Origin of the sequence: Frondihabitans sp. PAMC 28766 (genome assembly GCF_001577365.1) — a bacterium.
GTDB lineage: Bacteria > Actinomycetota > Actinomycetes > Actinomycetales > Microbacteriaceae > Frondihabitans.
Genome location: NZ_CP014513.1, coordinates 2,670,176 through 2,692,239, shown reverse-complemented (window position 1 = coordinate 2,692,239; position 22,064 = coordinate 2,670,176). Strand labels below are relative to the sequence as shown.

17 protein-coding genes, 1 tRNA gene and 3 pseudogenes are annotated in these 22,064 nt (G+C 69.2%); 20 read left to right on the top strand and 1 reads right to left on the bottom strand.

What is annotated here, in order from left to right; genetic code table 11:
* Positions 1-3: 3 nt before the first annotated feature.
* The 18 genes and pseudogenes from fmt (at position 4) to AX769_RS12860 (ending at position 20,729) form a co-directional block, all read left to right on the top strand.
* A pseudogene (gene fmt, locus AX769_RS12945) lies at positions 4-986 on the top strand (methionyl-tRNA formyltransferase).
* Positions 983-2,364: pseudogene (locus tag AX769_RS12940) on the top strand (RsmB/NOP family class I SAM-dependent RNA methyltransferase). Before fmt ends, AX769_RS12940 begins: the two co-directional pseudogenes overlap by 4 nt.
* A 139-nt stretch (positions 2,365-2,503) precedes the next feature.
* Positions 2,504-3,169, top strand: coding sequence for a ribulose-phosphate 3-epimerase (gene rpe / locus AX769_RS12935; protein ID WP_066279997.1), 666 nt, complete (start codon positions 2,504-2,506; stop codon positions 3,167-3,169).
* Positions 3,170-3,174: 5 nt separating this feature from the next.
* A complete protein-coding gene (locus AX769_RS12930) occupies positions 3,175-3,438 on the top strand; it encodes a phosphoribosyl-ATP diphosphatase (RefSeq protein ID WP_066279993.1) in 264 nt (87 codons plus the stop codon).
* Positions 3,439-3,490: 52 nt separating this feature from the next.
* Positions 3,491-4,369: an ATP phosphoribosyltransferase gene (hisG, locus tag AX769_RS12925; protein ID WP_066279990.1), complete on the top strand. Its 879-nt coding sequence runs from the start codon at positions 3,491-3,493 to the stop codon at positions 4,367-4,369.
* A 2-nt stretch (positions 4,370-4,371) separates the two neighbouring features.
* Positions 4,372-5,178: an imidazole glycerol phosphate synthase subunit HisF gene (gene hisF / locus AX769_RS12920; RefSeq protein ID WP_239451781.1), complete on the top strand. Its 807-nt coding sequence runs from the start codon at positions 4,372-4,374 to the stop codon at positions 5,176-5,178.
* A 28-nt stretch (positions 5,179-5,206) separates the two neighbouring features.
* Positions 5,207-5,617 (top strand): phosphoribosyl-AMP cyclohydrolase, encoded by a 411-nt coding sequence (hisI, locus tag AX769_RS12915; RefSeq protein WP_066283659.1) that lies wholly within the window; start codon positions 5,207-5,209, stop codon positions 5,615-5,617.
* Positions 5,610-7,178 (top strand): anthranilate synthase component I, encoded by a 1,569-nt coding sequence (locus tag AX769_RS12910; protein ID WP_066279988.1) that lies wholly within the window; start codon positions 5,610-5,612, stop codon positions 7,176-7,178. Before hisI ends, AX769_RS12910 begins: the two co-directional genes overlap by 8 nt.
* Positions 7,178-7,855 (top strand): Trp biosynthesis-associated membrane protein, encoded by a 678-nt coding sequence (locus AX769_RS12905; protein ID WP_066279985.1) that lies wholly within the window; start codon positions 7,178-7,180, stop codon positions 7,853-7,855. The genes AX769_RS12910 and AX769_RS12905 overlap by 1 nt, the downstream gene beginning before the upstream one ends.
* Before the next feature lie 125 nt (positions 7,856-7,980).
* Positions 7,981-8,175 (top strand): DUF6704 family protein, encoded by a 195-nt coding sequence (locus tag AX769_RS12900; protein ID WP_066283657.1) that lies wholly within the window; start codon positions 7,981-7,983, stop codon positions 8,173-8,175.
* Entirely contained in the window at positions 8,176-8,949 is a 774-nt protein-coding gene (gene trpC / locus AX769_RS12895) for an indole-3-glycerol phosphate synthase TrpC (RefSeq protein WP_066279983.1), read from the top strand. It abuts the gene before it with no gap.
* On the top strand, positions 8,949-10,163 hold the full coding sequence (trpB, locus tag AX769_RS12890; RefSeq protein WP_066279980.1) for a tryptophan synthase subunit beta: 1,215 nt from the start codon (positions 8,949-8,951) through the stop codon (positions 10,161-10,163). The genes trpC and trpB overlap by 1 nt, the downstream gene beginning before the upstream one ends.
* A complete protein-coding gene (trpA, locus tag AX769_RS12885; protein WP_066279975.1) occupies positions 10,160-10,975 on the top strand; it encodes a tryptophan synthase subunit alpha in 816 nt (271 codons plus the stop codon). The genes trpB and trpA overlap by 4 nt, the downstream gene beginning before the upstream one ends.
* 54 nt (positions 10,976-11,029) lie before the next feature.
* Positions 11,030-12,043: a prolipoprotein diacylglyceryl transferase gene (gene lgt / locus AX769_RS12880; RefSeq protein ID WP_369824027.1), complete on the top strand. Its 1,014-nt coding sequence runs from the start codon at positions 11,030-11,032 to the stop codon at positions 12,041-12,043.
* A 224-nt stretch (positions 12,044-12,267) separates the two neighbouring features.
* Positions 12,268-16,832: pseudogene (gene gltB, locus AX769_RS12875) on the top strand (glutamate synthase large subunit).
* Positions 16,825-18,282, top strand: coding sequence for a glutamate synthase subunit beta (locus AX769_RS12870; protein ID WP_066279969.1), 1,458 nt, complete (start codon positions 16,825-16,827; stop codon positions 18,280-18,282). Before gltB ends, AX769_RS12870 begins: the two are co-directional and overlap by 8 nt.
* 207 nt (positions 18,283-18,489) lie before the next feature.
* On the top strand, positions 18,490-19,935 hold the full coding sequence (gene pyk, locus AX769_RS12865) for a pyruvate kinase (protein WP_066279967.1): 1,446 nt from the start codon (positions 18,490-18,492) through the stop codon (positions 19,933-19,935).
* 167 nt (positions 19,936-20,102) lie between these two features.
* Positions 20,103-20,729, top strand: coding sequence for a hypothetical protein (locus AX769_RS12860; RefSeq protein WP_066279962.1), 627 nt, complete (start codon positions 20,103-20,105; stop codon positions 20,727-20,729).
* Positions 20,730-20,798: 69 nt separating this feature from the next.
* On the opposite strand, the gene AX769_RS12855 is transcribed toward AX769_RS12860, so the two are convergent.
* Complete coding sequence (locus tag AX769_RS12855) at positions 20,799-21,002, bottom strand: cold-shock protein (RefSeq protein ID WP_056054766.1); 204 nt, start codon at positions 21,000-21,002, stop codon at positions 20,799-20,801.
* Positions 21,003-21,256: 254 nt separating this feature from the next.
* On the opposite strand from AX769_RS12855, the gene AX769_RS12850 reads away from it, so the two are divergent.
* Positions 21,257-21,338 (top strand) — tRNA-Leu (locus AX769_RS12850).
* A 70-nt stretch (positions 21,339-21,408) separates the two neighbouring features.
* Entirely contained in the window at positions 21,409-22,014 is a 606-nt protein-coding gene (locus tag AX769_RS12845) for an ANTAR domain-containing response regulator (protein ID WP_066279960.1), read from the top strand.
* Positions 22,015-22,064 lie beyond the last annotated feature (50 nt).

The following is a 22,064-nucleotide window of genomic DNA, read 5'->3' as shown; positions in this document are numbered from 1 at the left end:
CGTTTGCGTCTCGTCTTCGCCGGCAGCCCCGCTGCCGCTGTCCCGTCCCTCCGCGCCCTCGCCGCGAGCGAGCACGAGGTGGTGGCCGTGCTCACCCGAGACGACACGCCGCAGGGCCGCAAGCGTGTGCTCACCCCGACGCCGGTCGCCGAGGCCGCCGACGAGCTCGGCATCCCGTCATCAAGGCGCGACGCATCACCGACGACGTGACGTCTGCAATCGACGGCGCGCAGGCCGATCTCGGGGTGATCGTCGCCTACGGAGCGCTCCTCCGCGAGCCTCTGCTCTCGACCCCGCGTCTCGGCTGGATCAACCTGCACTTCTCGCTGCTGCCGCGTTGGCGCGGCGCCGCCCCGGTGCAGCGCGCGCTGATCGCCGGCGACGACGAGACCGGGGCAGCAGTGTTCCAGCTGGTGCCTGAGCTCGACGCCGGTGTGGTGCACCGCGCCATCACGAAGCCTCTCCACGGCGACGAGACCGCCGGCGAGCTGCTCGGCGAGCTCGCCATCTCGGGCGCACTGCTGCTCTCGCGCGTGGTCGACGACCTGGCCGCAGGATCGAGTCGCGCCACCGAGCAGGAGGGCCCCGTCACCCTCGCCCCCAAACTCTCCCTCGACGACGGCCTCCTCGACTTCACGCAGCCGGCCGACTCGGTCTACAACCGATTCCGCGGAGTGACGCCCGAGCCGGGCGCCAGCGCGCTGCTCGGCGGCGCTCGGTTCAAGGTGCTCGCCGCGCGACGGGCGTCGGTCCCTTCAGACGCGCTGACGCCCGGCGCGATCGTGCTCGACGGCAAGCGGGTGCTCGTCGGCACGGGCACGACACCGCTCGAGCTCCTCCAGGTGCAGCCCGCCGGCAAGAAGGCGATGGCGGCAGCCGACTGGCTGCGGGGCGTGACGGATCGCGGGGGGCTGCAGTTCGACCCGGCGACTCACGACGACGACGGTCGCGCCTCGGCCGGCACCGGCATCGGAGTCGCCCAGTGAGCGGCATCCAGCCCGCGCGCCAGGTCGCGTTCGACGTCATCCGCGCGGTGGAGCACGACGACGCCTACGCCAATCTCCTCCTGCCGCAGCGCATCCAGCGCGCCCGCCTGTCGCCGCAGGATGCCGGGCTCGCCACCGAACTGACCTACGGCACCCTGCGCATGATGGGCTACTACGACCGGGTGCTCGAGATCGCCGCCCGGCGGCCCACCTCCAAGATCGACCCCGCGCTGCTCGACGTGCTGCGCCTGGGCTCGCACCAGCTGCTCGCAACCCGGGTCGCCGTGCACGCTGCCGTCGACGAGTCCGTCTCGCTGGCCCGCGAGGTCGGCAGCCGGTCGGGCACCGGGTTCGTCAACGGCGTCCTCCGCACGATCACGCGGTCGACGCCGGAGGAGTGGCACGAGCGCGTCCTCGAGGCCACGACGAGCGCCGACGAGCGCCTCGCCGCCGACTACTCCCACCCGGAGTGGATCATCCGTGCGTTCCGCGGCGCCCTCGCCGCCGAGGGGCGCGCCGACGAGCTGGACGAGCTGCTCGCCTCCGACAACGTTCCGCCGCGAGTGAGTCTCGTGGCGCTGCCCGGGCTGGCCGACCCCCGAGACGTTGCGGGGGCGGACGCCGGGCGGTTCTCGCCGATCGCTGTCACCGCACCGCCCGGTGATCCTGCCGCCCTGCACCTGGTCCGCGACGGAAAGGTTCGAGTGCAGGATGAAGGTTCGCAGCTGGCCGCGCTGGCTCTGTCGCGTGTCGTGCCGATCGTCACCGGCGAGAAGTGGCTCGACATGTGCGCCGGCCCCGGCGGCAAGGCGGCACTGCTCGCGGCCGAAGCCCGCCTCGGCGGCGCCTCGCTCGTCGCGAACGAGCTCGTGTCGGCCCGAGTGGGGCTCGTGCGGCAGGCCCTGGCGGCGTCAGGGGCGGACGACGTCGAAGTGCGGCAGGGCGATGCGACGCTGATCGGCGCGGCCGACCCTGAGACGTACGACCGCATCCTGCTCGACGCCCCCTGCACCGGGCTCGGCGCCCTGCGTCGGCGCCCCGAGGCACGCTGGCGCAAGCAGCCGCGCGACGTCGCCGAGCTCACCGGGTTGCAGGCACGACTGTTCGCTTCCGCACTTGCGGCGCTGAAGCCGGGCGGAACCCTCGCCTACGTCACCTGCTCGCCGCACACGGCCGAAAGCCGCGCCATCGTCGACTCGGGCCTCAAGAGGTGGGCTCGCGATGGTGGTCGCGCTGTCGAGCTGCTCGACGCGACGGAAGTGCTCGCGGCGATCGCCACGGCCCCCTCGATCTCGGCCCGGGCCCCTTCGCCCAGCTCTGGCCGCACCGCCACGGCACCGACGCCATGTTCGTCGCCCTCCTGCGCAAGCGCCCCTAGCCCCCACCCCGCCCGTTTTACCTATAGGTAAGCCGCTGCCGCACAGTTATTTCTGTGCGGCAACGGCTCGCCTATAGGTAAAACGGAAGGGGCAGCGGAGGGACGACGGGCGGACGAACGGGGCCGATAGGCTGGTCGCGTGCCGATCCGCATCAGCCCCAGCATCCTGTCCGCCGACTTCGCCAACCTCGAGCGAGACCTGAACCGCATCAGCACGGCCGACCTCGTGCACGTCGACGTGATGGACAACCACTTCGTGCCGAACCTCACCCTCGGCCTGCCGATAGTCGAGCGCATCCAAGAGGTCAGCCCCCTGCCCCTCGACGTTCACCTCATGATCGACGACGCCGACCGCTGGGCCCCGCGCTACGCCGAGACCGGCGCGTTCTCGGTCACCTTCTCGGCCGAGGCCGCCGCGAACCCCCGCCAACTCATCAAAGACATCAAGAGCGCAGGATCGAGGGCTTCCGTGGCGATCAAGCCCGGCACGCCCATCGAGCCGGTGCTCGACTACCTCGACGAGCTCGACATGATCCTGGTGATGACGGTCGAGCCCGGTTTCGGCGGCCAGTCGTTCATCGACGAGACCATGCCCAAGCTCCGCGCGGCACGCGCGGCAATCGACGACTCGGGCCGCGACGTGTGGCTCGAGGTCGACGGCGGCATCAACGACGCCACGATCGTCACGGCGATCGAGAACGGCGCCGACACGATCGTCGCCGGCAGTGCGGTCTACGCCAGCGACGGCACCGACCCGAACGAACGCATCGCGGCACTTCGCCGGGTCGCAGCGACGGTAGCGTAGTCGACGTGAAATCCTTCGACGACCTGTTCACCGAGCTCTCCGCCAAGGCGATCGAGCGCCCCGAGGGCTCCGGCACGGTCGCAGAGCTCGACGCGGGCGTGCACCAGATCGGCAAGAAGATCGTCGAAGAGGCCGCCGAGGTGTGGATGGCCGCCGAGTACGAGGGCGACGTCGCCACCGCCGAAGAGATCTCGCAGCTGATCTACCACGTGCAGGTGCTCATGGTCGCGAAGGGCCTGACGCCGGCCGACATCTACCGACATCTGTGAGCTGACACTCTCGACACCCCCGCAGCTCACCTCATAACAGAATCGGTACCCCATGCTCCGCGTCGCAGTCCCCAACAAGGGCTCGCTCTCCGAGACCGCCAGTCAGATGCTCGCCGAGGCCGGCTACTCCGGCCGCCGCGACCCCAAGTCGCTCTACCTCGCCGACGAGCGCAACGGCGTCGAGTTCTTCTACCTCCGCCCGCGCGACATCGCGACGTACGTCGGCTCCGGCGCGCTCGACGTCGGCATCACGGGCCGCGACCTCCTGCTCGACTCCGGCTCCAGCGCCACCGAGGTGTCGGCGCTCGACTTCGGCTCGTCGACCTTCCGCTTCGCCGGGCCCGCGGGCGAATACCACGAGCTGACCGACCTCGAGGGCGTCAGGATCGCGACGAGCTACGCCGGCCTCGTCGGCGCATTCCTCGAGAGCCACGGCGTCCACGCCCAGCTGATCGGCCTCGACGGCGCGGTCGAGAGCGCCGTGCAGCTCGGTGTGGCCGACGCGATCGCCGACGTGGTCGAGACGGGCACGACGCTGCGCGCCGCCGGTCTCGAGATCTTCGGCCCCGTCATCCTGCGCTCCACCGCCGTTCTCATCTCGCGAGCGGGCGCCGCCACCGGCCCCGAGGCGGACGAGACCGCAGGATCCGACGTGCCCGGCCTCGATGTCCTGCGCCGCCGCCTGCACGGGGTCCTCGTCGCGCGCCAGTACGTGATGATGGACTACGACCTGCCGGTCAAGCTGCTCGACGAGGCCACCCGCATCGCGCCCGGTATCGAGTCGCCGACCGTCGCCCCGCTGCACGACCCGGAGTGGGCCGCCGTGCGGGTCATGGTCAGCCGAAACGACATGAACCAGATCATGGACGCCCTCTACGACCTGGGTGCCCGCGCGATCCTGGTCACGCCGATCCACGCCGCGAGGCTCTGACCGTGGCCGGGCCCGGCGAGACGATCGCCGGCACTGCGCACGGCGATTCCACTCTCGCCGTCCGCGTCATCCCGTGCCTCGACGTCGCCGCCGGCCGCGTCGTCAAGGGCGTCAACTTCCTGAACCTCCGCGACGCCGGCGACCCGGTCGAGTTGGCGAAGACCTACTACGAGCAGGGCGCCGACGAGGTGACCTTCCTCGACGTCACGGCGACGGTCGAAGAGCGCGCGACGATGTACGAGGTGGTGGCCGCGACGGCCGAGCAGGTCTTCATCCCGCTGACCGTCGGCGGCGGGGTGCGCTCGACCGACGACGTGGCGCGCCTGCAGGCGTCGGGGGCCGACAAGGTCGGTGTCAACAGCGCCGCGATCGCCCGCCCCGAGCTGCTCGGCGAGATCGCCGACCGCTTCGGCGCGCAGGCGCTGGTGCTGTCGCTCGACGTCAAGCGATCGTCGCGCACCCCGTCGGGCTTCGTCGTGACCACTCACGGCGGCCGGCACGAGACAGCGCTCGACGCCGTCGCCTGGGCCCGCGAGGCCGTCGAGCGCGGGGCCGGAGAGCTGCTCGTCAACTCGATCGACGCCGACGGCACCAAGCGCGGCTACGACCTCGAGCTGGTGCGGCTGATGCGCGAGAACAGCTCGGTGCCGGTCATCGCATCCGGGGGCGCAGGCTCTCTCGACGACTTCGCGCCGGCGATCCGGGCGGGAGCGGATGCTGTGCTTGCGGCCAGTGTGTTCCACAATGGAGAACTGACGATCGGCGAGATCAAGAAGAGCCTCGCCGCGTCGGGTGCCGTCGTCCGCTGACGCGGCACCCCGAGACGAAGAAGACATCATGACCGAGCAGCTCACCCGCGCCACCGTCGAGCCCGTCATCGAGCGAGCCGCGTTCGACGGGAAGGGCCTGCTGCCCGCCATCATCCAAGAGGCGTCGACCAAAGACGTCCTGATGATGGGCTGGATGGATGCCGAGGCGCTCCGCCGCACCCTGACCGAGGGCCGGGTCACGTTCTGGTCGCGGTCCCGCCAGGAGTACTGGCGCAAGGGCGACACCTCCGGGCACGTGCAATACGTCCGCGGTGCCGCCCTCGACTGCGACGGTGACACCCTCCTGGTGACCGTCGACCAGATCGGAGCCGCCTGCCACACTGGTGAGCACGCCTGCTTCGATGTCGACCCCCTGGCGCCCTTCACGGGCGCCGACGCAACGATCGGCTCTTCCCATGACCACCTCGTCAATGACTGACACCGCGACTCCCACTGCCCCCACCAGCCGCTCCGGCGAGCCGCGCTCGACGACCCGGCCCGAATTCGACGCCCTCCTCGACGGCCATCGCGTCATCCCGGTCGTCCGCAGCCTCTACGCCGACGGCGAGACGCCGGTCGGCATCTACCGCAAGCTGGCCGCGTCGCGCCCGGGCACGTTCCTCCTCGAGTCGGCCGAGCAGGGCGGCATCTGGTCGCGCTACTCGTTCGTCGGCGTCTCGTCGTTCGGGGTGCTGACGACCGCAGGAGGCGACGGGTCGAGTGCCTGGATCGACTACGGCATGAGCGCCGACCGCGCGTTCGGCGACGTCACCGGTGCCCCGCTCGAGGTGCTCGCCGCCCTTCACGCCCGGTGGAAGACTCCCACGATCCCCGGCTACCCGCCCCTCACCGGCGGCCTCGTCGGCTTCATCGGCTGGGAGGCGATCCGCCAGCTGGAGAACCTGCCGGACGCCCCTCCGGTGGAGATCGACGTGCCGGGCCAGGCGCTCAGCTTCGTGTCCGAGCTGGTCGTCATCGACCACCGCACCGGCTCGGCCCTCCTGATCGCCACGGCGCTCAATGACGGCGTCGACGACGCGGACACCCTGTGGGACACCGCGCAGACGCAGCTCGACGAGCTGCAGCGACGCCTCGCCCGGCCCTCCGAGGCGTATCTGGCCGAGGTCGACATGGCCACCGAGCCGACGCCGATCCGTCGGTCGACCGACGAGGAGTACGCCGAGGCGATCCGCCGCTCGAAAGAGCACATCCACGACGGCGACGTCTTCCAGGTGGTCATCTCGCAGCGGTTCGACCACGAGCTCACGGCCTCGCCGATCGACGTGTACCGAGTGCTGCGGACGCTCAACCCGAGCCCGTACATGTACCTCGTCGCCCTCGAGGACACCGAGGGTGCGCCCTACTCGATCGTCGGTTCGTCGCCGGAGGCCCTCGTCAAGGTCGACGGCACCCGGGTGTACTCGCACCCGATCGCAGGCTCGAAGCCGCGAGGCGCCACGCCCGAAGAAGACCTGGCCCTGGCGACGGCGCTCGAGAACGACGCCAAGGAGCGAGCCGAGCACCTGATGCTGGTCGACCTGGCGCGCAACGACCTGCTCAAGGTCTGCACGCCCGGCACGGTCGAGGTCACCGAGTTCATGCACGTCGAGCGCTTCAGCCACATCATGCACCTCGTGTCCAGCGTCGAGGGCGACCTCGCCCCGGGCAAGAACGCGATCGACGCCTTCCGGGCGACGTTCCCGGCCGGCACGCTCTCGGGCGCGCCGAAGCCGAGAGCGCTCGAGATCATCGACGCCCTCGAGCCGGCCCAGCGCGGCGTGTACGGGGGAGTGGTCGGCTACTTCGACTTCGCGGGCTCGGCCGACGTCGCCATCGCGATCCGCACCGTCCTTCTGCAGCCGGGCATCGCGCGGGTGCAGGCGGGGGCCGGCCTCGTCGCCGACTCCGACCCCGCCACCGAGAACCAGGAGGCCCGCAACAAGGCCGCCGCCCCGCTGCGCGCCGTCGCAGTCGCCAATGCCATGAAGGGCCTGCACTGATGTCCGACCCGGACGCCCCCACCGTCGTCGACGAGACCGAGTCGATCGGCGAGACCGCCGATGCGCCTCGCCCGGGCCGGCGACTCAAGCTCTACACGATCCTGATCGGGCTGGCGCTCTCGGGCCTCGTCTTCCTCGCCTACTCGCAGACCTGGATCAGCGTTCACGCGACGACTCCCCGCGGCGGCACGGTGACGGTCACCGTCGGCGGCAGTGCTGCGGCATCCGCCCTGTCGGCCCTCGCATTGGCCGGGCTCGCGCTGTTCGGCGCCGTCACGATCGCCGGGCACGTCTTCCGCGTGATCCTGGGCGTGCTCGAGGCGATCCTCGGGGCGTGCGTCGTCCTTGCCTCGGCCCTCGCCATCGGCAACCCCATCGGGGTGTCGGAGACCTCCATCACCACGGTCACGGGCGTGGCAGGCAGGAAGTCTGTCGCCGAGCTCGTGCTGTCGCACTCCGTGACCGCGTGGCCGTTCGTCGCCCTCATGCTGGGCGTCGCGATGGCGGTCGTGGGCGTCTCGCTGGTCGTCACCTCCCGCCGCTGGCCGAAGGGCAACACGCGGCGATACCAGGCCGTCCGGATCGTCGACCCGTCCGAGCCGACCGACCCGGTGGTGGCCTGGGACACGCTGACCACCGGCTCCGACCCGACGGCCGAGCCGTCCGACAACCGATAGACTCGACCCATCCCCGTCTTTCAAGGAGCACTGTGAGCACGAACACCTCGACCGACTCGAAGAGCACGGTTCCGGCGAACGCCAACCAGGCCAACGCCGAAGAGCACGACGCCGAGGGCAACTCGATTGCGGCGTGGACGGCCGTCGTCATCATGCTCGTGGCCTTCGCCGTCGGCACCGTCGGCTTCTGCGCCGCGCTTCCGATCGTCGTGTGGATCGCCGCCGGCGTCCTCGTGATCGGCGTCATCATCGGCGGCATCCTGAAGAAGATGGGCTACGGTGTCGGCGGTCACCGCTACGTGCCCAAAGCCCACAACTAGATGCTCGACGATCTCTACGCGGGTGCTCTGGCCGACGCCGAGGCCCGCCGCTCCCTGCATCCCCTGGCTGACGTCGAGGCTGCCGCCCTCGCTCGCCCAGCCGCTCTCGACTCTCGCGCCGCTCTTCAGCCGGCCGACCAGGTCAAGATCATCGCCGAGGTCAAGCGGGCCAGCCCGTCGCGAGGACCCCTGTCGGACATCCCCGACCCGGCTTCGCTCGCCCTCTCGTACCAGACCGGTGGCGCCTCGGCGATCAGCGTGCTGACCGAGGGGCGCAAGTTCAAAGGGTCGCTCGCCGACCTCGAGGCCGTCCGCGACGTCGTCGACGTGCCCGTGCTGCGCAAAGACTTCATCGCCGAGCCCTACCAGGTCTTCGAGGCCCGGGCGGTCGGAGCCGACCTGGTGCTGCTCATCGTCGCCGGCCTCGAGCAGGCCCGCCTGGTCGAGCTCCACGAGCTCGTGCAGCAGCTCGGCATGACGGCGCTCATCGAGACGCACTCGGCCGACGAGGTCGAACGCGGCCTCGACGCCGGCGCCGCCGTCCTCGGCGTCAACGCCCGCGACCTCGTCGACTTCTCGCTCGACCAAGACCTGTTCGGCTCACTCGCCGACCGGATCCCCTCGGGGGTCGTCCGCGTCGCGGAGTCGGCCGTCAAGGCTCCGGCCGACGTCGCCCACTACCGGCGCGCCGGTGCCGATGTCGTCCTCGTGGGCGAGGCCCTCGTCGTCCACGGCGACCCGGTCGACGCCCTCACCGCCTTCCTGGAGGTCTGATGACCAACCTGCGCGACGCCGTCGGCCCCTACTTCGGCGACTTCGGCGGTCGTTTCGTGCCCGAGTCGCTCGTGGCAGCCCTCGACGAGCTCGACGACGCCTACCGCGCCGCCGCCGTCGACCCGGAGTTCCAGGCCGAGCTGGCCGGGCTCCACGCCACCTACACCGGCCGCCCGTCGATCATCACCGAGGTGCCGCGGTTCGCCGAGCACGCCGGAGGCGCTCGCATCCTGCTGAAACGCGAAGACCTCAACCACACGGGCTCGCACAAGATCAACAACGTGCTGGGGCAGGCGCTGCTCGCTCGTAAGCTCGGCAAGACGCGGCTCATCGCCGAGACCGGCGCCGGCCAGCACGGCGTCGCGACCGCGACCGCGGCCGCCCTGTTCGGCATGGAGTGCGTCGTCTACATGGGCCAGGTCGACACCGAGCGCCAGGCGCTCAACGTCGCCCGCATGCGCCTGCTCGGTGCCGACGTCGTCTCGGTCACGACCGGCTCGCGCACCCTCAAAGACGCCATCAACGACGCCCTGCGCGACTGGGTCTCGAGCGTCGAGACCACGCACTACGTACTCGGCACGGTCGCCGGCCCTCACCCGTTCCCGACGATGGTGCGCGACTTCCACAAGATCATCGGCGAAGAGGCGAGGCAGCAGGTACTCGACCTCACCGGTGCCCTGCCCGATGTCGTGACGGCCTGCATCGGCGGCGGCTCGAACGCCATGGGCATCTTCGACGCCTTCCTCGACGACGAGAGCGTCGAGCTGTACGGCTTCGAGGCCGGCGGCGACGGCATCGAGACCGGCCGCCACGCCTCCTCCATCACGCTCGGCCGCACCGGGGTGCTCCAGGGCGCGCGCTCGTACCTCATGCAGGACGAAGACGGCCAGACCGTCGAGAGCCACTCCATCTCGGCCGGACTCGACTACCCCGCCGTCGGCCCCGAGCACGCCTGGCTCGCCTCGATCGGGCGCGCAAAGTACGAGCCGGTCACCGACGTCGAGGCTATGGAGGCCTTCCGCCTCCTCACCCGCACCGAGGGCATCATCCCCGCCATCGAGTCGGCCCACGCTCTGGCCGGCACCATCCGCCTCGGGCTCGACCGCGGCCCGGGCACCACGATCCTCGTCTCGCTCTCCGGGCGCGGCGACAAAGACGTGGCCACCGCGAGCCGCTACTTCGGAATCCTCGACGAAGGGGCCGAGCAGCTATGACCAGCGCCTTCACCCCCGACACCCGGCCGAGCAAAGTGTCCGCTGCGATCCGTGCCCGGAAAGACGCAGGATCAGGGGCCGTCATCGGCTACCTCCCCGCCGGATTCCCCGATCTGCGCACGAGCATCGACGCGGCGGTGGCCCTGGCCGCCAACGGTATCGACGTCATCGAACTCGGTCTGCCTTACTCCGACCCCGTCATGGACGGCCCCGTCATCCAGGCCGCCACGCAGCGGGCCCTGGCCGAGGGCTTCCGCGTGCGCCAGATCTTCGAGGCCGTGAAAGAGATCACCGCGCAGACCAGCGTGCCGGTCGTCGTCATGACGTACTGGAACCCGGTCACCCAGTTCGGCTCGCAGCGCTTCGCCGACTCGCTCGCCGAGGCCGGGGGAGCAGGCCTGATCACCCCCGACCTCATCCCCGACGAGGCGTCCGAGTGGATCACCGCCGCCACGAACGCCGACCTCGACCGCGTCTTCCTCGCGGCGCCGTCGTCGAGCGAGGCCCGCCTCCAGCAGGCCGTCGACGCCAGCCGCGGCTTCGTGTACACCGTCTCCACCATGGGCATCACCGGCGCCCGCCATGACGTCGACAAGGCCGCGGCCACGCTGGTCGAGCGCCTCCGTCACGTCGGCGTCGAGAACGCCTGCGTCGGGCTCGGCATCTCGACCGCCCAGCAGGTCGAAGAGGTGCTCGAGTACGCCGACGGCGCCATCATCGGCTCCGCGTTCGTCCGCGCCCTCGCCGAGGGCGGCACCGGGCGCCTCGCCGAGGTCGCGGCCGATTTGGCGTCGGGCGCTAGAGTCTCCTAGCGTCGGTACGCCGTCCTCCTCTGATCTCCCCGCACCACCGAAAGGCGCCTGTCCGTGTCGTTGCCCTTGAGCATTCCGAGCCCGTCGTACGCGTGGCAGTACCTCGATCTGACCAAGATCTACAACGACGTCTTCCACGCTCACGCCTCGTTCGACATCCGCATCCACATGTATGCGATCTGCATCCTGGTGGGCATCGTCGCAGCCGTCCTGTTCACGAACGCTCGCCTCAACCGCCGCGGCGCCGAGCGCTGGGTCATCATCGACCTCGCGATCTGGTGCGTGCCGTTCGGCATCGTCGGCGGGCGTCTCTTCCACGTCGTGACCCACGTCGACGACTACTTCGGTGTCGGCAAGAACGTCTGGAGCATTTTCTACGTGTGGGAGGGCGGGCTCGCGATCTTCGGCGCCCTCATCTTCGGGGCGATCGGGGCGTGGCTCGGCTGCCGTCAGACCGGCATCCGATTCGGCGTCTTCGTCGACGCCCTGGTGCCCGGCCTCATGCTCGCCCAGGCTTTCGGGCGCCTCGGCAACTACTTCAACCACGAGCTCTTCGGCACGCCCACCACGCTGCCGTGGGGCCTCCAGATCGAATCGAGCAACGCCGCCTACCCGGTGGGCCTGCCCGCCGGCACGCTCTTCCACCCGACGTTCGCGTACGAGATCCTCTGGAACCTGTTCGGCCTCGCCGTCATCCTTCTGATCAACCGAAACGTCAAGCTGGAGTGGGGCAAGACCTTCGCGCTCTACCTGCTCTGGTACGGCTCGGGCCGCATGTGGTTCGAGACGATCCGCACCGACTACAGCGAACTCTTCCTCGGCGTCCGCACCAACGTGTGGGTCGCTTTCATCGCCTTCGTCCTGGGCATCGTGATCTTCTTCGTGCAGTCGCGACGTCACACCGGCCTCGTCCCGAGCGCCTACGTGCCGGGCAAGGGCCCGAACGAAGCCGGGTTCCACCCCGTCATCACCGGTGAGGTCGACCACCCTGAGGTAGACTCTGACGTTGATCGAGCCGACAACGACGACGCCGACACCGAGACGTCAGAGCTCACACCCCAGCGCTGACTTCCCGCGCCGACACAGCGCCCCCGCAGCACCGCACGACGAGCACCGCGCGACACAGCAGCGCACCAGACAGCACCGCACTTTCTTCGCACGGCCCCACCCCGAGCCCGCGGCGACTGCCACACGCACTCGATTTCCTGTCGAGTGAAAGCGAATCGGGCCAGCGAAGCCCCGCCCTGCACTAGTTTTCGTTTACTAGTCGACAATCGTGAGGACGGATCGACATGGCTCTCACGCCAGCGCACCAGACCTTCAGCAGCATCCCCGCCCAGCAGGGTCTCTACGACCCGGCCGACGAGAAGGACGCCTGCGGCCTCGCCATGGTCGCGACCCTCCGCGGTACCCCGGGTCACGACATCATCGATGCCGCGCTCGGCGCCCTGCGCAACCTCGAGCACCGCGGGGCAATCGGGTCCGATGCGGGAACGGGTGACGGCGCCGGAATCCTGATGCAGGTTCCCGACGCCTTCTTCCGCGAGGTCGTCGAGTTCGAGCTGCCCGAACCCGGCCACTACGCCGTCGGCATGGGCTTCCTGCCGACCGACGACGAAGAGCGCGCCGAGATGCGGGCCGCCATCGAGGCCATCGCCGTCTCCGAGTCGCTGCGCCTGGTCGGCTGGCGCGACGTGCCCGTCCGCCCCGACGAGCTCGGCAACCTGGCCCGCAACGCCATGCCCGCCTTCGAGCAGCTGTTCGTCGCGGCCGCTCACGGCGACACGAACGGCATCGAACTCGACCGCCTCGCCTTCCGGCTGCGCAAGCGCGCCGAGCGCGAGCTGGGCTCATATTTCACGTCGCTGTCGAGCCGCACCATGGTCTACAAGGGCATGGTCACAACGCTCCAACTCGAGCCGTTCTACCCCGACCTCTCCGACGAGCGCGTCGCCTCCAAACTCGCGATCGTGCACTCGCGCTACTCGACCAACACGTTCCCGTCGTGGCCTCTCGCACAGCCGTTCCGCATGATCGCCCACAACGGCGAGATCAACACGGTGCGCGGCAACCGCAACTGGATGCGCGCACGTCAGTCGCAGCTCGAGAGCGAGCTGATCGGCGACATCCGGCCGCTCCTGCCCATCGTCAGCCCCGGGGCGAGCGACTCGGCGTCGTTCGACGAGGTCGTCGAGCTGCTCAGCCTCACCGGCCGGTCTCTGCCGCACGCCATCATGATGATGGTGCCCGAGGCGTGGGAGAACCAGGTCGGCATCGACCCCGAGCTCCGCGACTTCTACGAGTTCCACTCGATGCTCATGGAGCCCTGGGACGGCCCGGCCGCCATCACCTTCACCGACGGCGCGCTCGTCGGTGCGACCCTCGACCGCAATGGCCTGCGCCCCGGCCGCTATCTCGTCACCGACGACGGTCTCGTCGTGCTGGCCAGCGAGATCGGCGTGCTGCCGGACATCCCGCAGTCGAAGATCGTCCGCAAGGGGCGTCTCCGCCCGGGCAAGATGTTCCTCGTCGACACGGAGGCGGGTCGCCTCATCGAAGACGACGAGATCAAGGGCGAGCTCGCGTCGTCGGAGGCGTACGGCGAGTGGCTCGAGGCGAGCCGCATCCACCTCAAAGACCTTCCCGAGCGTGAGCACATCGTTCACACGCCCGCGTCGGTGACCCGTCGTCAGCGCACGTTCGGCTACACCGAGGAGGAGGTGCGCATCCTGCTGACCCCGATGGCGAAGACGGGCGCCGAGCCCCTCGGCGCCATGGGCAGCGACACGCCCATCGCGGTGCTCTCGGAGCGCCCGCGCCTCCTGTTCGACTACTTCACCCAGCAGTTCGCCCAGGTGACGAACCCGCCGCTCGACTCGATCCGCGAGGCCGTCGTCACCAGCCTCGGCATGGGGCTGGGGCCCGAGCGCAACCTGCTGGACGCGACTCCGGAGCACGCGCGGCAGGTGATCCTGTCGTTCCCGGTGATCGACAACGACGAGCTCGCAAAGATCCAGCACATCGACCCAGCCCCCGGATCCCGCCTCACCGCGACGATCAAGGGCCTCTACCGGATCGAGAAGGGCCCCCGGGCCATGGAGAAGCGCATCAGCGCCATCTGCCGCGAGGTCGACGAGGCCATCGAGAACGGCACCGAGCTGATCGTGCTGTCCGACCGCGACTCGACGGCCGATCTCGCGCCGATCCCGTCGCTGCTGCTCGTCGCCGCCGTGCACCACCACCTGATCCGCGCTGAGAAGCGCATGAAGACCGGCCTGATCGTCGAGGCCGGCGACGTGCGCGAGGTGCACCACGTGGCGACCCTCATCGGCTACGGCGCCTCGGCGATCAACCCCTACCTGGCGATGGAGACCTGCGAGAACCTCGTCCGCAGCGGCATGATCACCGGCATCTCGCCCGAGCAGGCCGTCAAGAACGTGATCAAGGCGCTCGGCAAGGGCGTACTCAAGATCATGTCGAAGATGGGGATCTCGACGGTGTCGAGCTACGCCGCGGCCCAGGCCTTCGAAGCGGTCGGCCTCAGCCACGAGTTCGTCGACACCTACTTCACGGGCACCTCGACGCGCCTCGGCGGCGTCGGCATCGACGTCATCGCGGCCGAGAACGCCGAGCGTCACCTCAGCGCCTACCCGGCCGACGGTGCGACCAGCGTGCACGAGCGCCTGCAGACCGGCGGCGAGTACCAGTGGCGACGCGAGGGGCCGCCGCACCTCTTCAACCCCGACACCGTTTTCCGGCTGCAGCACGCGACACGCACTGGCCGGTACGACGTCTTCCGCGAATACACGAGGATGGTCGACGACCAGGCCGAGCAGCTGATGACGCTGCGCGGGCTTTTCAGCCTGCGCACCTCGACGCGCACCCCGGTTCCCCTCGACGAGGTCGAGCCGGTGTCGTCCATCGTCAAGCGCTTCTCGACGGGGGCGATGAGCTACGGCTCGATCTCGAAAGAGGCCCACGAGACGCTCGCCATCGCCATGAACCGCCTCGGCGGCAAGTCCAACACCGGCGAGGGCGGCGAGGACGTCGACCGTCTGCTCGACCCCGAGCGGCGCAGCGCCGTGAAGCAGGTCGCCTCCGGGCGGTTCGGCGTCACGAGCATGTATCTCACGCACGCCACCGACATCCAGCTGAAGATGGCGCAGGGTGCGAAGCCCGGCGAGGGCGGCCAGCTGCCCCCGTCGAAGGTCTACCCGTGGGTGGCTCGGACGCGCCACGCGACCCCGGGCGTCGGCCTCATCTCGCCGCCGCCGCACCACGACATCTACTCGATCGAAGACCTCAAGCAGCTGATCTTCGATGTGAAGCGCGCCAACCCCACGGCTCGTGTGCACGTGAAGCTCGTGTCGCAGTCGGGCATCGGCGCGGTCGCGGCCGGCGTGACGAAGGCCCTCGCCGATGTCGTCCTGGTCTCCGGCCACGACGGCGGCACCGGCGCGAGCCCGCTCAACTCGCTCAAGCACGCCGGCACGCCCTGGGAGATCGGCCTCGCCGAGACCCAGCAGACCCTCATGCTCAACGGCATGCGCGACCGCGTGGTCGTGCAGGTCGACGGCCAGATGAAAACGGGGCGCGACGTGATCGTCGCGGCGCTGCTGGGAGGCGAGGAGTTCGGGTTCGCGACGGCCCCGCTCGTGGTGAGCGGTTGCATCCTGATGCGCGTCTGCCACCTCGACACCTGCCCCGTCGGCGTCGCCACCCAGAACCCGGAGCTTCGCGCGCGCTTCTCGGGCAAGGCCGAGTACGTCGTCAACTTCTTCGAGTTCCTGGCGCAGGAGGTGCGCGAGTACCTCTCCGAGCTCGGCTTCCGCTCGCTCGACGAGGCGATCGGCCACAGCGAGCTGCTGGGCGTCGACCGCGCCGTCGAGCACTGGAAGGCCTCCGGCCTCGACCTCGAGCCGGTGCTGGTCGGCCCGTCGTTCACCGACGACGAGCCGCGCCGCAACCGCCGCGCACAAGACCACGAGCTCGAGAAGCACTTCGACAACCAGCTGATCGCCCGGACGTCCGATGTGCTCGAGCACGGCGGCTCGATCGCCCTCGACCTGCCGATCCGCAACACCGAGCGCGCTGTGGGCACCATGCTCGGCCACGAGGTGACCGTCCGCCACGGCGAGCACGGCCTGCCCGAGGGTTCGATCGACATCTCGCTCACCGGTTCGGCCGGCCAGTCGCTCGGCGCCTTCCTGCCGTCCGGCATCACGCTGCGCCTCACCGGCGACAGCAACGACTACGTCGGCAAGGGCCTTTCGGGGGCACCGTCGTCGTGCGACCGCCGCTCGACGCCGGGTTCGTCGCAGAAGAGAACGTCATCGCCGGCAACGTGATCGGCTACGGCGCGACCCAGGGCAGCATGTTCATCCGCGGCATCGTGGGCGAGCGCTTCCTGGTGCGCAACTCGGGTGCCACCGCCGTCGTGGAGGGCGTGGGCGACCATGCGCTCGAGTACATGACGGGCGGCCTCGCACTGATCCTCGGCCCGACCGGGCGCAACCTCGGCGCCGGGATGTCGGGCGGCACGGCCTACGTGCTGGGCCTCGAGCGTGAAAACGTGAACGACGACTCCCTGGCGACCGGCGAGCTCCTCTTGCAGGAGCTCGGCAGCGCCGACCTCGAGATCGTCACCGACCTCCTGCAGAGGCACCGGGCCGAGACAGGATCCGAGGTGGCCGAGCGTCTGCTCGAGTCGCCGTCCGCACTCGCCGCCAAGTTCGTCAAGGTGCTGCCGCGCGACTACGCGGCGGTCATGGAGACCCGCAAGACAGCGGCTGCAGAGGGCTTGGACCTCGACGGCGATGAGGTCTGGAACAGGATCATGGAGGTAACCGGTGGCTGACCCCAAAGGCTTTTTGAAGGTACAGACGAGAGAGCTGCCGAAGCGCCGCCCCGTCTCCGTGCGGCTCATGGACTGGAAGGAGGTCTACGAGCAGCAGGAGTCGGGCGAGCTCCGGCGACAGGCCGGTCGCTGCATGGACTGCGGCTTGCCGTTCTGCCACCAGGGCTGTCCTCTCGGCAACCTCATCCCCGAGTGGAACGACCTGATGTGGCGCGGCGAGGGCCGCCAGGCGATCGAGCGCCTCCATGCGACCAACAACTTCCCCGAGTTCACGGGCCGGCTGTGCCCGGCGCCCTGCGAGGCATCCTGCGTCCTGGGCATCAACCAGCCGCCGGTGACCATCAAGCAGGTCGAGGTGTCGATCATCGACCAGGCCTTCGCCAATGGCTGGGTCACCCCTCACCCGCCCGAGCGTCTGACGGGCAAGACCGTCGCGGTCGTCGGATCGGGGCCGGCCGGCCTCGCCGCCGCGCAGCAGCTGACCCGCGCCGGGCACACCGTCGCCGTCTACGAGCGCGACGACCGGATCGGTGGGCTCCTCCGCTACGGCATCCCCGATTTCAAGATGGAGAAGAAGCAGATCGAGCAGCGCCTCGCTCAGATGCAGGCCGAGGGCACCCGCTTCCGCGCCGGCGTCGAGATCGGCCGCGACATCACCTGGGACGACCTTCGCGCGCGCTACGACGCCGTGGTGGTCGCGACCGGCGCCACCGTGCCCCGCGACCTGCCCGTCCCTGGCCGCGACCTCTCGGGCGTGCACTTCGCCATGGAGTACCTCGTCCAGCAGAACAAGATCGGTGCCGGCGACGCGGTCGCCGACCAGATCACGGCCGAAGGCAAGCACGTCGTCGTCCTCGGCGGCGGCGACACCGGTGCCGACTGCATCGGCACCGCGCACCGCCAGGGCGCCCTCAGCGTCACGAACCTCGCCATCGGCAAGCAGCCGCCGGCCGAGCGCCCCGACAACCAGCCGTGGCCGACGCAGCCCACTCTCTTCGAGGTCTCCAGCGCTCACGAGGAGGGCGGTGAGCGCGTGTTCCTCGCCTCCACCGTCGAGTTCCTGAGCAACGAGGTCGGCGAGGTCCGCGCCATCCGCGTGGCCGAGACCGAATTCGTGAACGGTCGCCGCGTGCCGAAGTCGGGCACCGAGCGCGAGATCCCGACCGACCTGGTGTTGCTCGCCCTCGGCTTCACCGGACCCGAGAGCGAGGCTCTCGAGAGCCAGTTGGGCGTTCCGTTCGACGACCGGGGCACCGCCTCGCGCGACGGCCAGTACGAGACCGCCGAGCCGGGCGTCTTCGTGACAGGCGACGCCGGCCGCGGCCAGTCGCTGATCGTCTGGGCCATCGCCGAGGGTCGCGCCACCGCGGCCGCCGTCGACAAGTACCTCGAGGGCACGACGTCGCTGCCGTTCCCGGTCAAGCCGACCGACCGCGCCCTCTCCATCTGACCCACCCCCGCCCCCACCCGTTCTACCTATAGGCAGCGCGTTCCCGACAGGAAACAACACTGCGGCAAAGCCGCACCTATAGGTAAAACGGGGAGACACGTTCACGACCGCGTCGGGTGCCGGTTACGGCCACCCGCGCGGTCGGGAATAGGGTGGGGTGACGCACTACGGGCGTCATGACGAAATCACCCCCGACGAAGGAATATTTTGAGACGTGCAAAGATCGTCGCGACCCTCGGGCCTGCGACATCGAGCTATGACGACATCCGGGCGATCATCGATGCCGGCGTCGATGTGGCACGGATGAACCTCAGCCACGGCACCTACGACGTGCACCAGGGGGTCTACGAGAACGTCCGCAAGGCCGCAGCCGACTCCGGTCGAGCCGTCGCCGTGCTCGTCGACCTGCAGGGCCCGAAGATCCGTCTCGGCAAATTCTCCGACGGCCCCCACGACCTCGAGGTCGGTGACATCTTCAAGATCACGACCGAAGACATCCTGGGCACCAAAGACATCTGTGGCACCACCTTCAAGGGCCTCCCTCAGGACGTCGCGGCCGGCGACCCCCTGCTGATCGACGACGGCCGCGTCAAGCTCCGCGTTCTCGAAACCGACGGCACCGTCGTCACGACCGAGGTCGTCGTCGCGGGCACCGTCTCGAACAACAAGGGCATCAACCTGCCCGGCGTCGCGGTGAACGTGCCCGCTCTCTCCGACAAAGACGAGGCCGACCTGCGCTGGGGCCTGAACCTCGGCGCCGACTTCATCGCCCTCTCGTTCGTGCGCAACTCCGACGACATCGACCGCGTCAACGAGATCATGGCCGAGGTCGGCCGCCGGGTGCCCGTCTACGCCAAGATCGAGAAGCCTCAGGCGGTCGAGAACCTCGAAGCCATCATCGACGCGTTCGACGGCATCATGGTCGCCCGCGGCGACCTCGGCGTGGAACTGCCCCTCGAGGCCGTGCCGATCGTCCAGAAGCACGCCATCGAGCTGTCGCGTCGCATGGCCAAGCCCGTCATCGTCGCCACGCAGATGCTCGAGTCGATGATCTCGTCGCCGATCCCGACCCGCGCCGAGACGTCCGACGTCGCCAACGCGGTCCTCGACGGCACCGACGCGGTCATGCTGAGCGGCGAGACCAGTGTCGGCGAGTTCCCGACGGTCACCGTGCAGACCATGGCCCGCATCGTGCAGTCGACCGAAGAGCACGGCCTCGAGCGCATCCCCGCGCTCGGCACCAAGCCTCGCACTCTCCCCGGCGCCATCACGCTCGCCGCGGCCGAGGTCGCCGAGTTCGTCCAGGCGAGCTACGTCTGCGTGTTCACCGAGGGCGGGGACACCGTGCGTCGCATGGCCCGCCTCCGCCACGCCATCCCGATCATCGCCTTCACGACCGACGACGCCATCCGCCGCCGAATTGCGATGAGCTGGGGCGCCCAGGCCTACGTGGTCGACCCCGTCACCCACACGGACGCGATGTTCAGCCAGGTCGACGACGTCCTCCTCGGCAACGGCCTCGCGCAGGCCGGTGACAAGGTCATCGTCATCTCGGGTTCCCCTCCCGGAATCGCAGGCTCGACGAACGACCTCCGCGTGCACCGCGTCGGCGACGCGCACAACGAGGCCGCCCCCGCCTACGCCCGCGGCTAGCGGGCCGCAGAGCACGACGGCCGGCATCACCCTCGGGTGATGTCGGTTGTCTCTGTTTCTGCGACGGCGGGCGAGGAGCCTGCGATCCGGGGCGATTCGCGGCCGTCCAGCCGTGACGATGCTGGGAAGCCGAGCCCCGGCCTCCTGCCGAATCCTAAGATCGAGACATGGCTGTCGACGCGTCGCACGAGGGGTGCTTCGCGCACGCCTCCCGCCTCTACGCGGTGCCTTCCGACTCGGGTCACACCGTCGCCGAGACGGCCGCCAGTTATGTCGACGCGTCGTTCGTGCGCAGTCGCGTGCGCAGTCGCCTCGCCCTTCACTGGAGCACTCTGCTGGGTGCCGTCCTGGGCGGCCTGTTCCTCGACGCGTCGGCCTGGCACTCGTCAGGGCTCACTGATCCGATCGACCTGCTCATGCTGTTCGGCCTCGGCGCGATCGTCGGCGTCTCCACGGCCGTCGGCATGCGGCGTGCCTTGCAGTCGCACCCGGCCGAGATCACCGTGCGTCTGCCCGCCATCGAGATCCCCGTCGATGTGGCTCGACGGTCGCCCGGCGATGCGACGGCCGACGAGCTCGTGCTCTGGAGCATCTTGACCCGCCGGTTCCGTGCGGCTCGGGTCGCCCTCGAGAACCTCCCCTTCGAGCAGGATGCAACGGAGGCCCAGGCTCGCTCCGGCGGCAGCACCATCACGCCGGCTGCGACCAGCGCTCTGGCCGAACTGGCGTACGTCACCGCTCGTCACGACTTCGAGCCGGTCGCCGAGTTGCTCGGCCTGCCGCTGCCCGACTAGGCTCTCGCCACCAATGCGAAGGGCCCCGGCAACCAAGTTGCCGGGGCCCTTCGGGTGGTGTCCTGAAGACTAGATGACGCGGATGTTCTCGGCCTGGAGACCCTTGTTGCCCTGAGCGGTCTCGAATTCGACCTTCTGGTTCTCTTCGAGGTTGCGGTAGCCGTCGCCGGCGATCGCGGAGAAGTGCGCGAACACGTCAGTGGATCCGTCGTCGGGGGTGATGAAGCCGAAGCCCTTTTCGGAGTTGAACCACTTCACGGTGCCTGTTGCCATTTTTCTTTTCCTTCAATCAGAGGTGTTCGATCTCGTTGCGAGATCTCTCGTCGCGGTGCTTTTTGGTCCGCTCCCTCTAAGAACGAGGAGCCAAAGACCCACGTGCCGCCCGAAGGGCGGACCATGAGCACAGTGCCTCATCGCGAAGTACAAATGCGTAACACAACAACCAGTGCGCATCACCCTATCCCAGGGAACGCGCGAGTGGGGAGAATCGCCGCATTATGACGAGACCCTCTAAGATTGTCGCCGACGCGAATGTGGTGGAATTGGCATACACGGGGCACTCAAAATGCTCTGCCTCACGGCTTGCGGGTTCGAGTCCCGCCATTCGCACCGGGCCCCTCTGGGGCCTCGAGTCGCGACGGAGCGGCCGTGTTCCGCATCGACCGGTAGGATTCCCCACGTGAGTGATCAAGAAGCAACACCTGCAGCGCCCCGACGTGTCGTCGTCGCCGAAGACGAGAGCCTCATCCGGCTCGACATCGTCGAGATCCTCCGCGACAACGGCTTCGAGGTCGTCGGCGAGGCGGGCGACGGCGAGGCCGCTGTCGCTCTGGCCACCGAGCTACGCCCCGACCTCGTCATCATGGACGTCAAGATGCCCAAGCTCGACGGTATCTCTGCGGCAGAGCAGCTGAGCAAGAACCACATCGCACCGGTCGTCCTCCTGACCGCGTTCAGCCAGAAAGAGCTCGTCGAGCGCGCGAGCGAGGCCGGCGCCCTGGCGTACGTCGTCAAGCCGTTCACGCCGAACGACCTGCTGCCCGCGATCGAGATCGCCCTCTCGCGCTACACCCAGATCATCACGCTCGAAGCCGAGGTCGCCGACCTCGTCGAGCGCTTCGAGACCCGCAAACTCGTCGACCGGGCCAAGGGCCTGCTCAACGAGAAGATGGGGCTCACCGAGCCCGAGGCCTTCCGCTGGATCCAGAAGGCGTCGATGGACCGCCGCCTCACCATGCACGATGTGGCGCAGGCCATCATCGAACAGTTGAGCGTCAAGAAGTAGAAGACGCGTGACGACTGGCCAGGATCTTCGGATCCTGGCCGTTCGTCTTT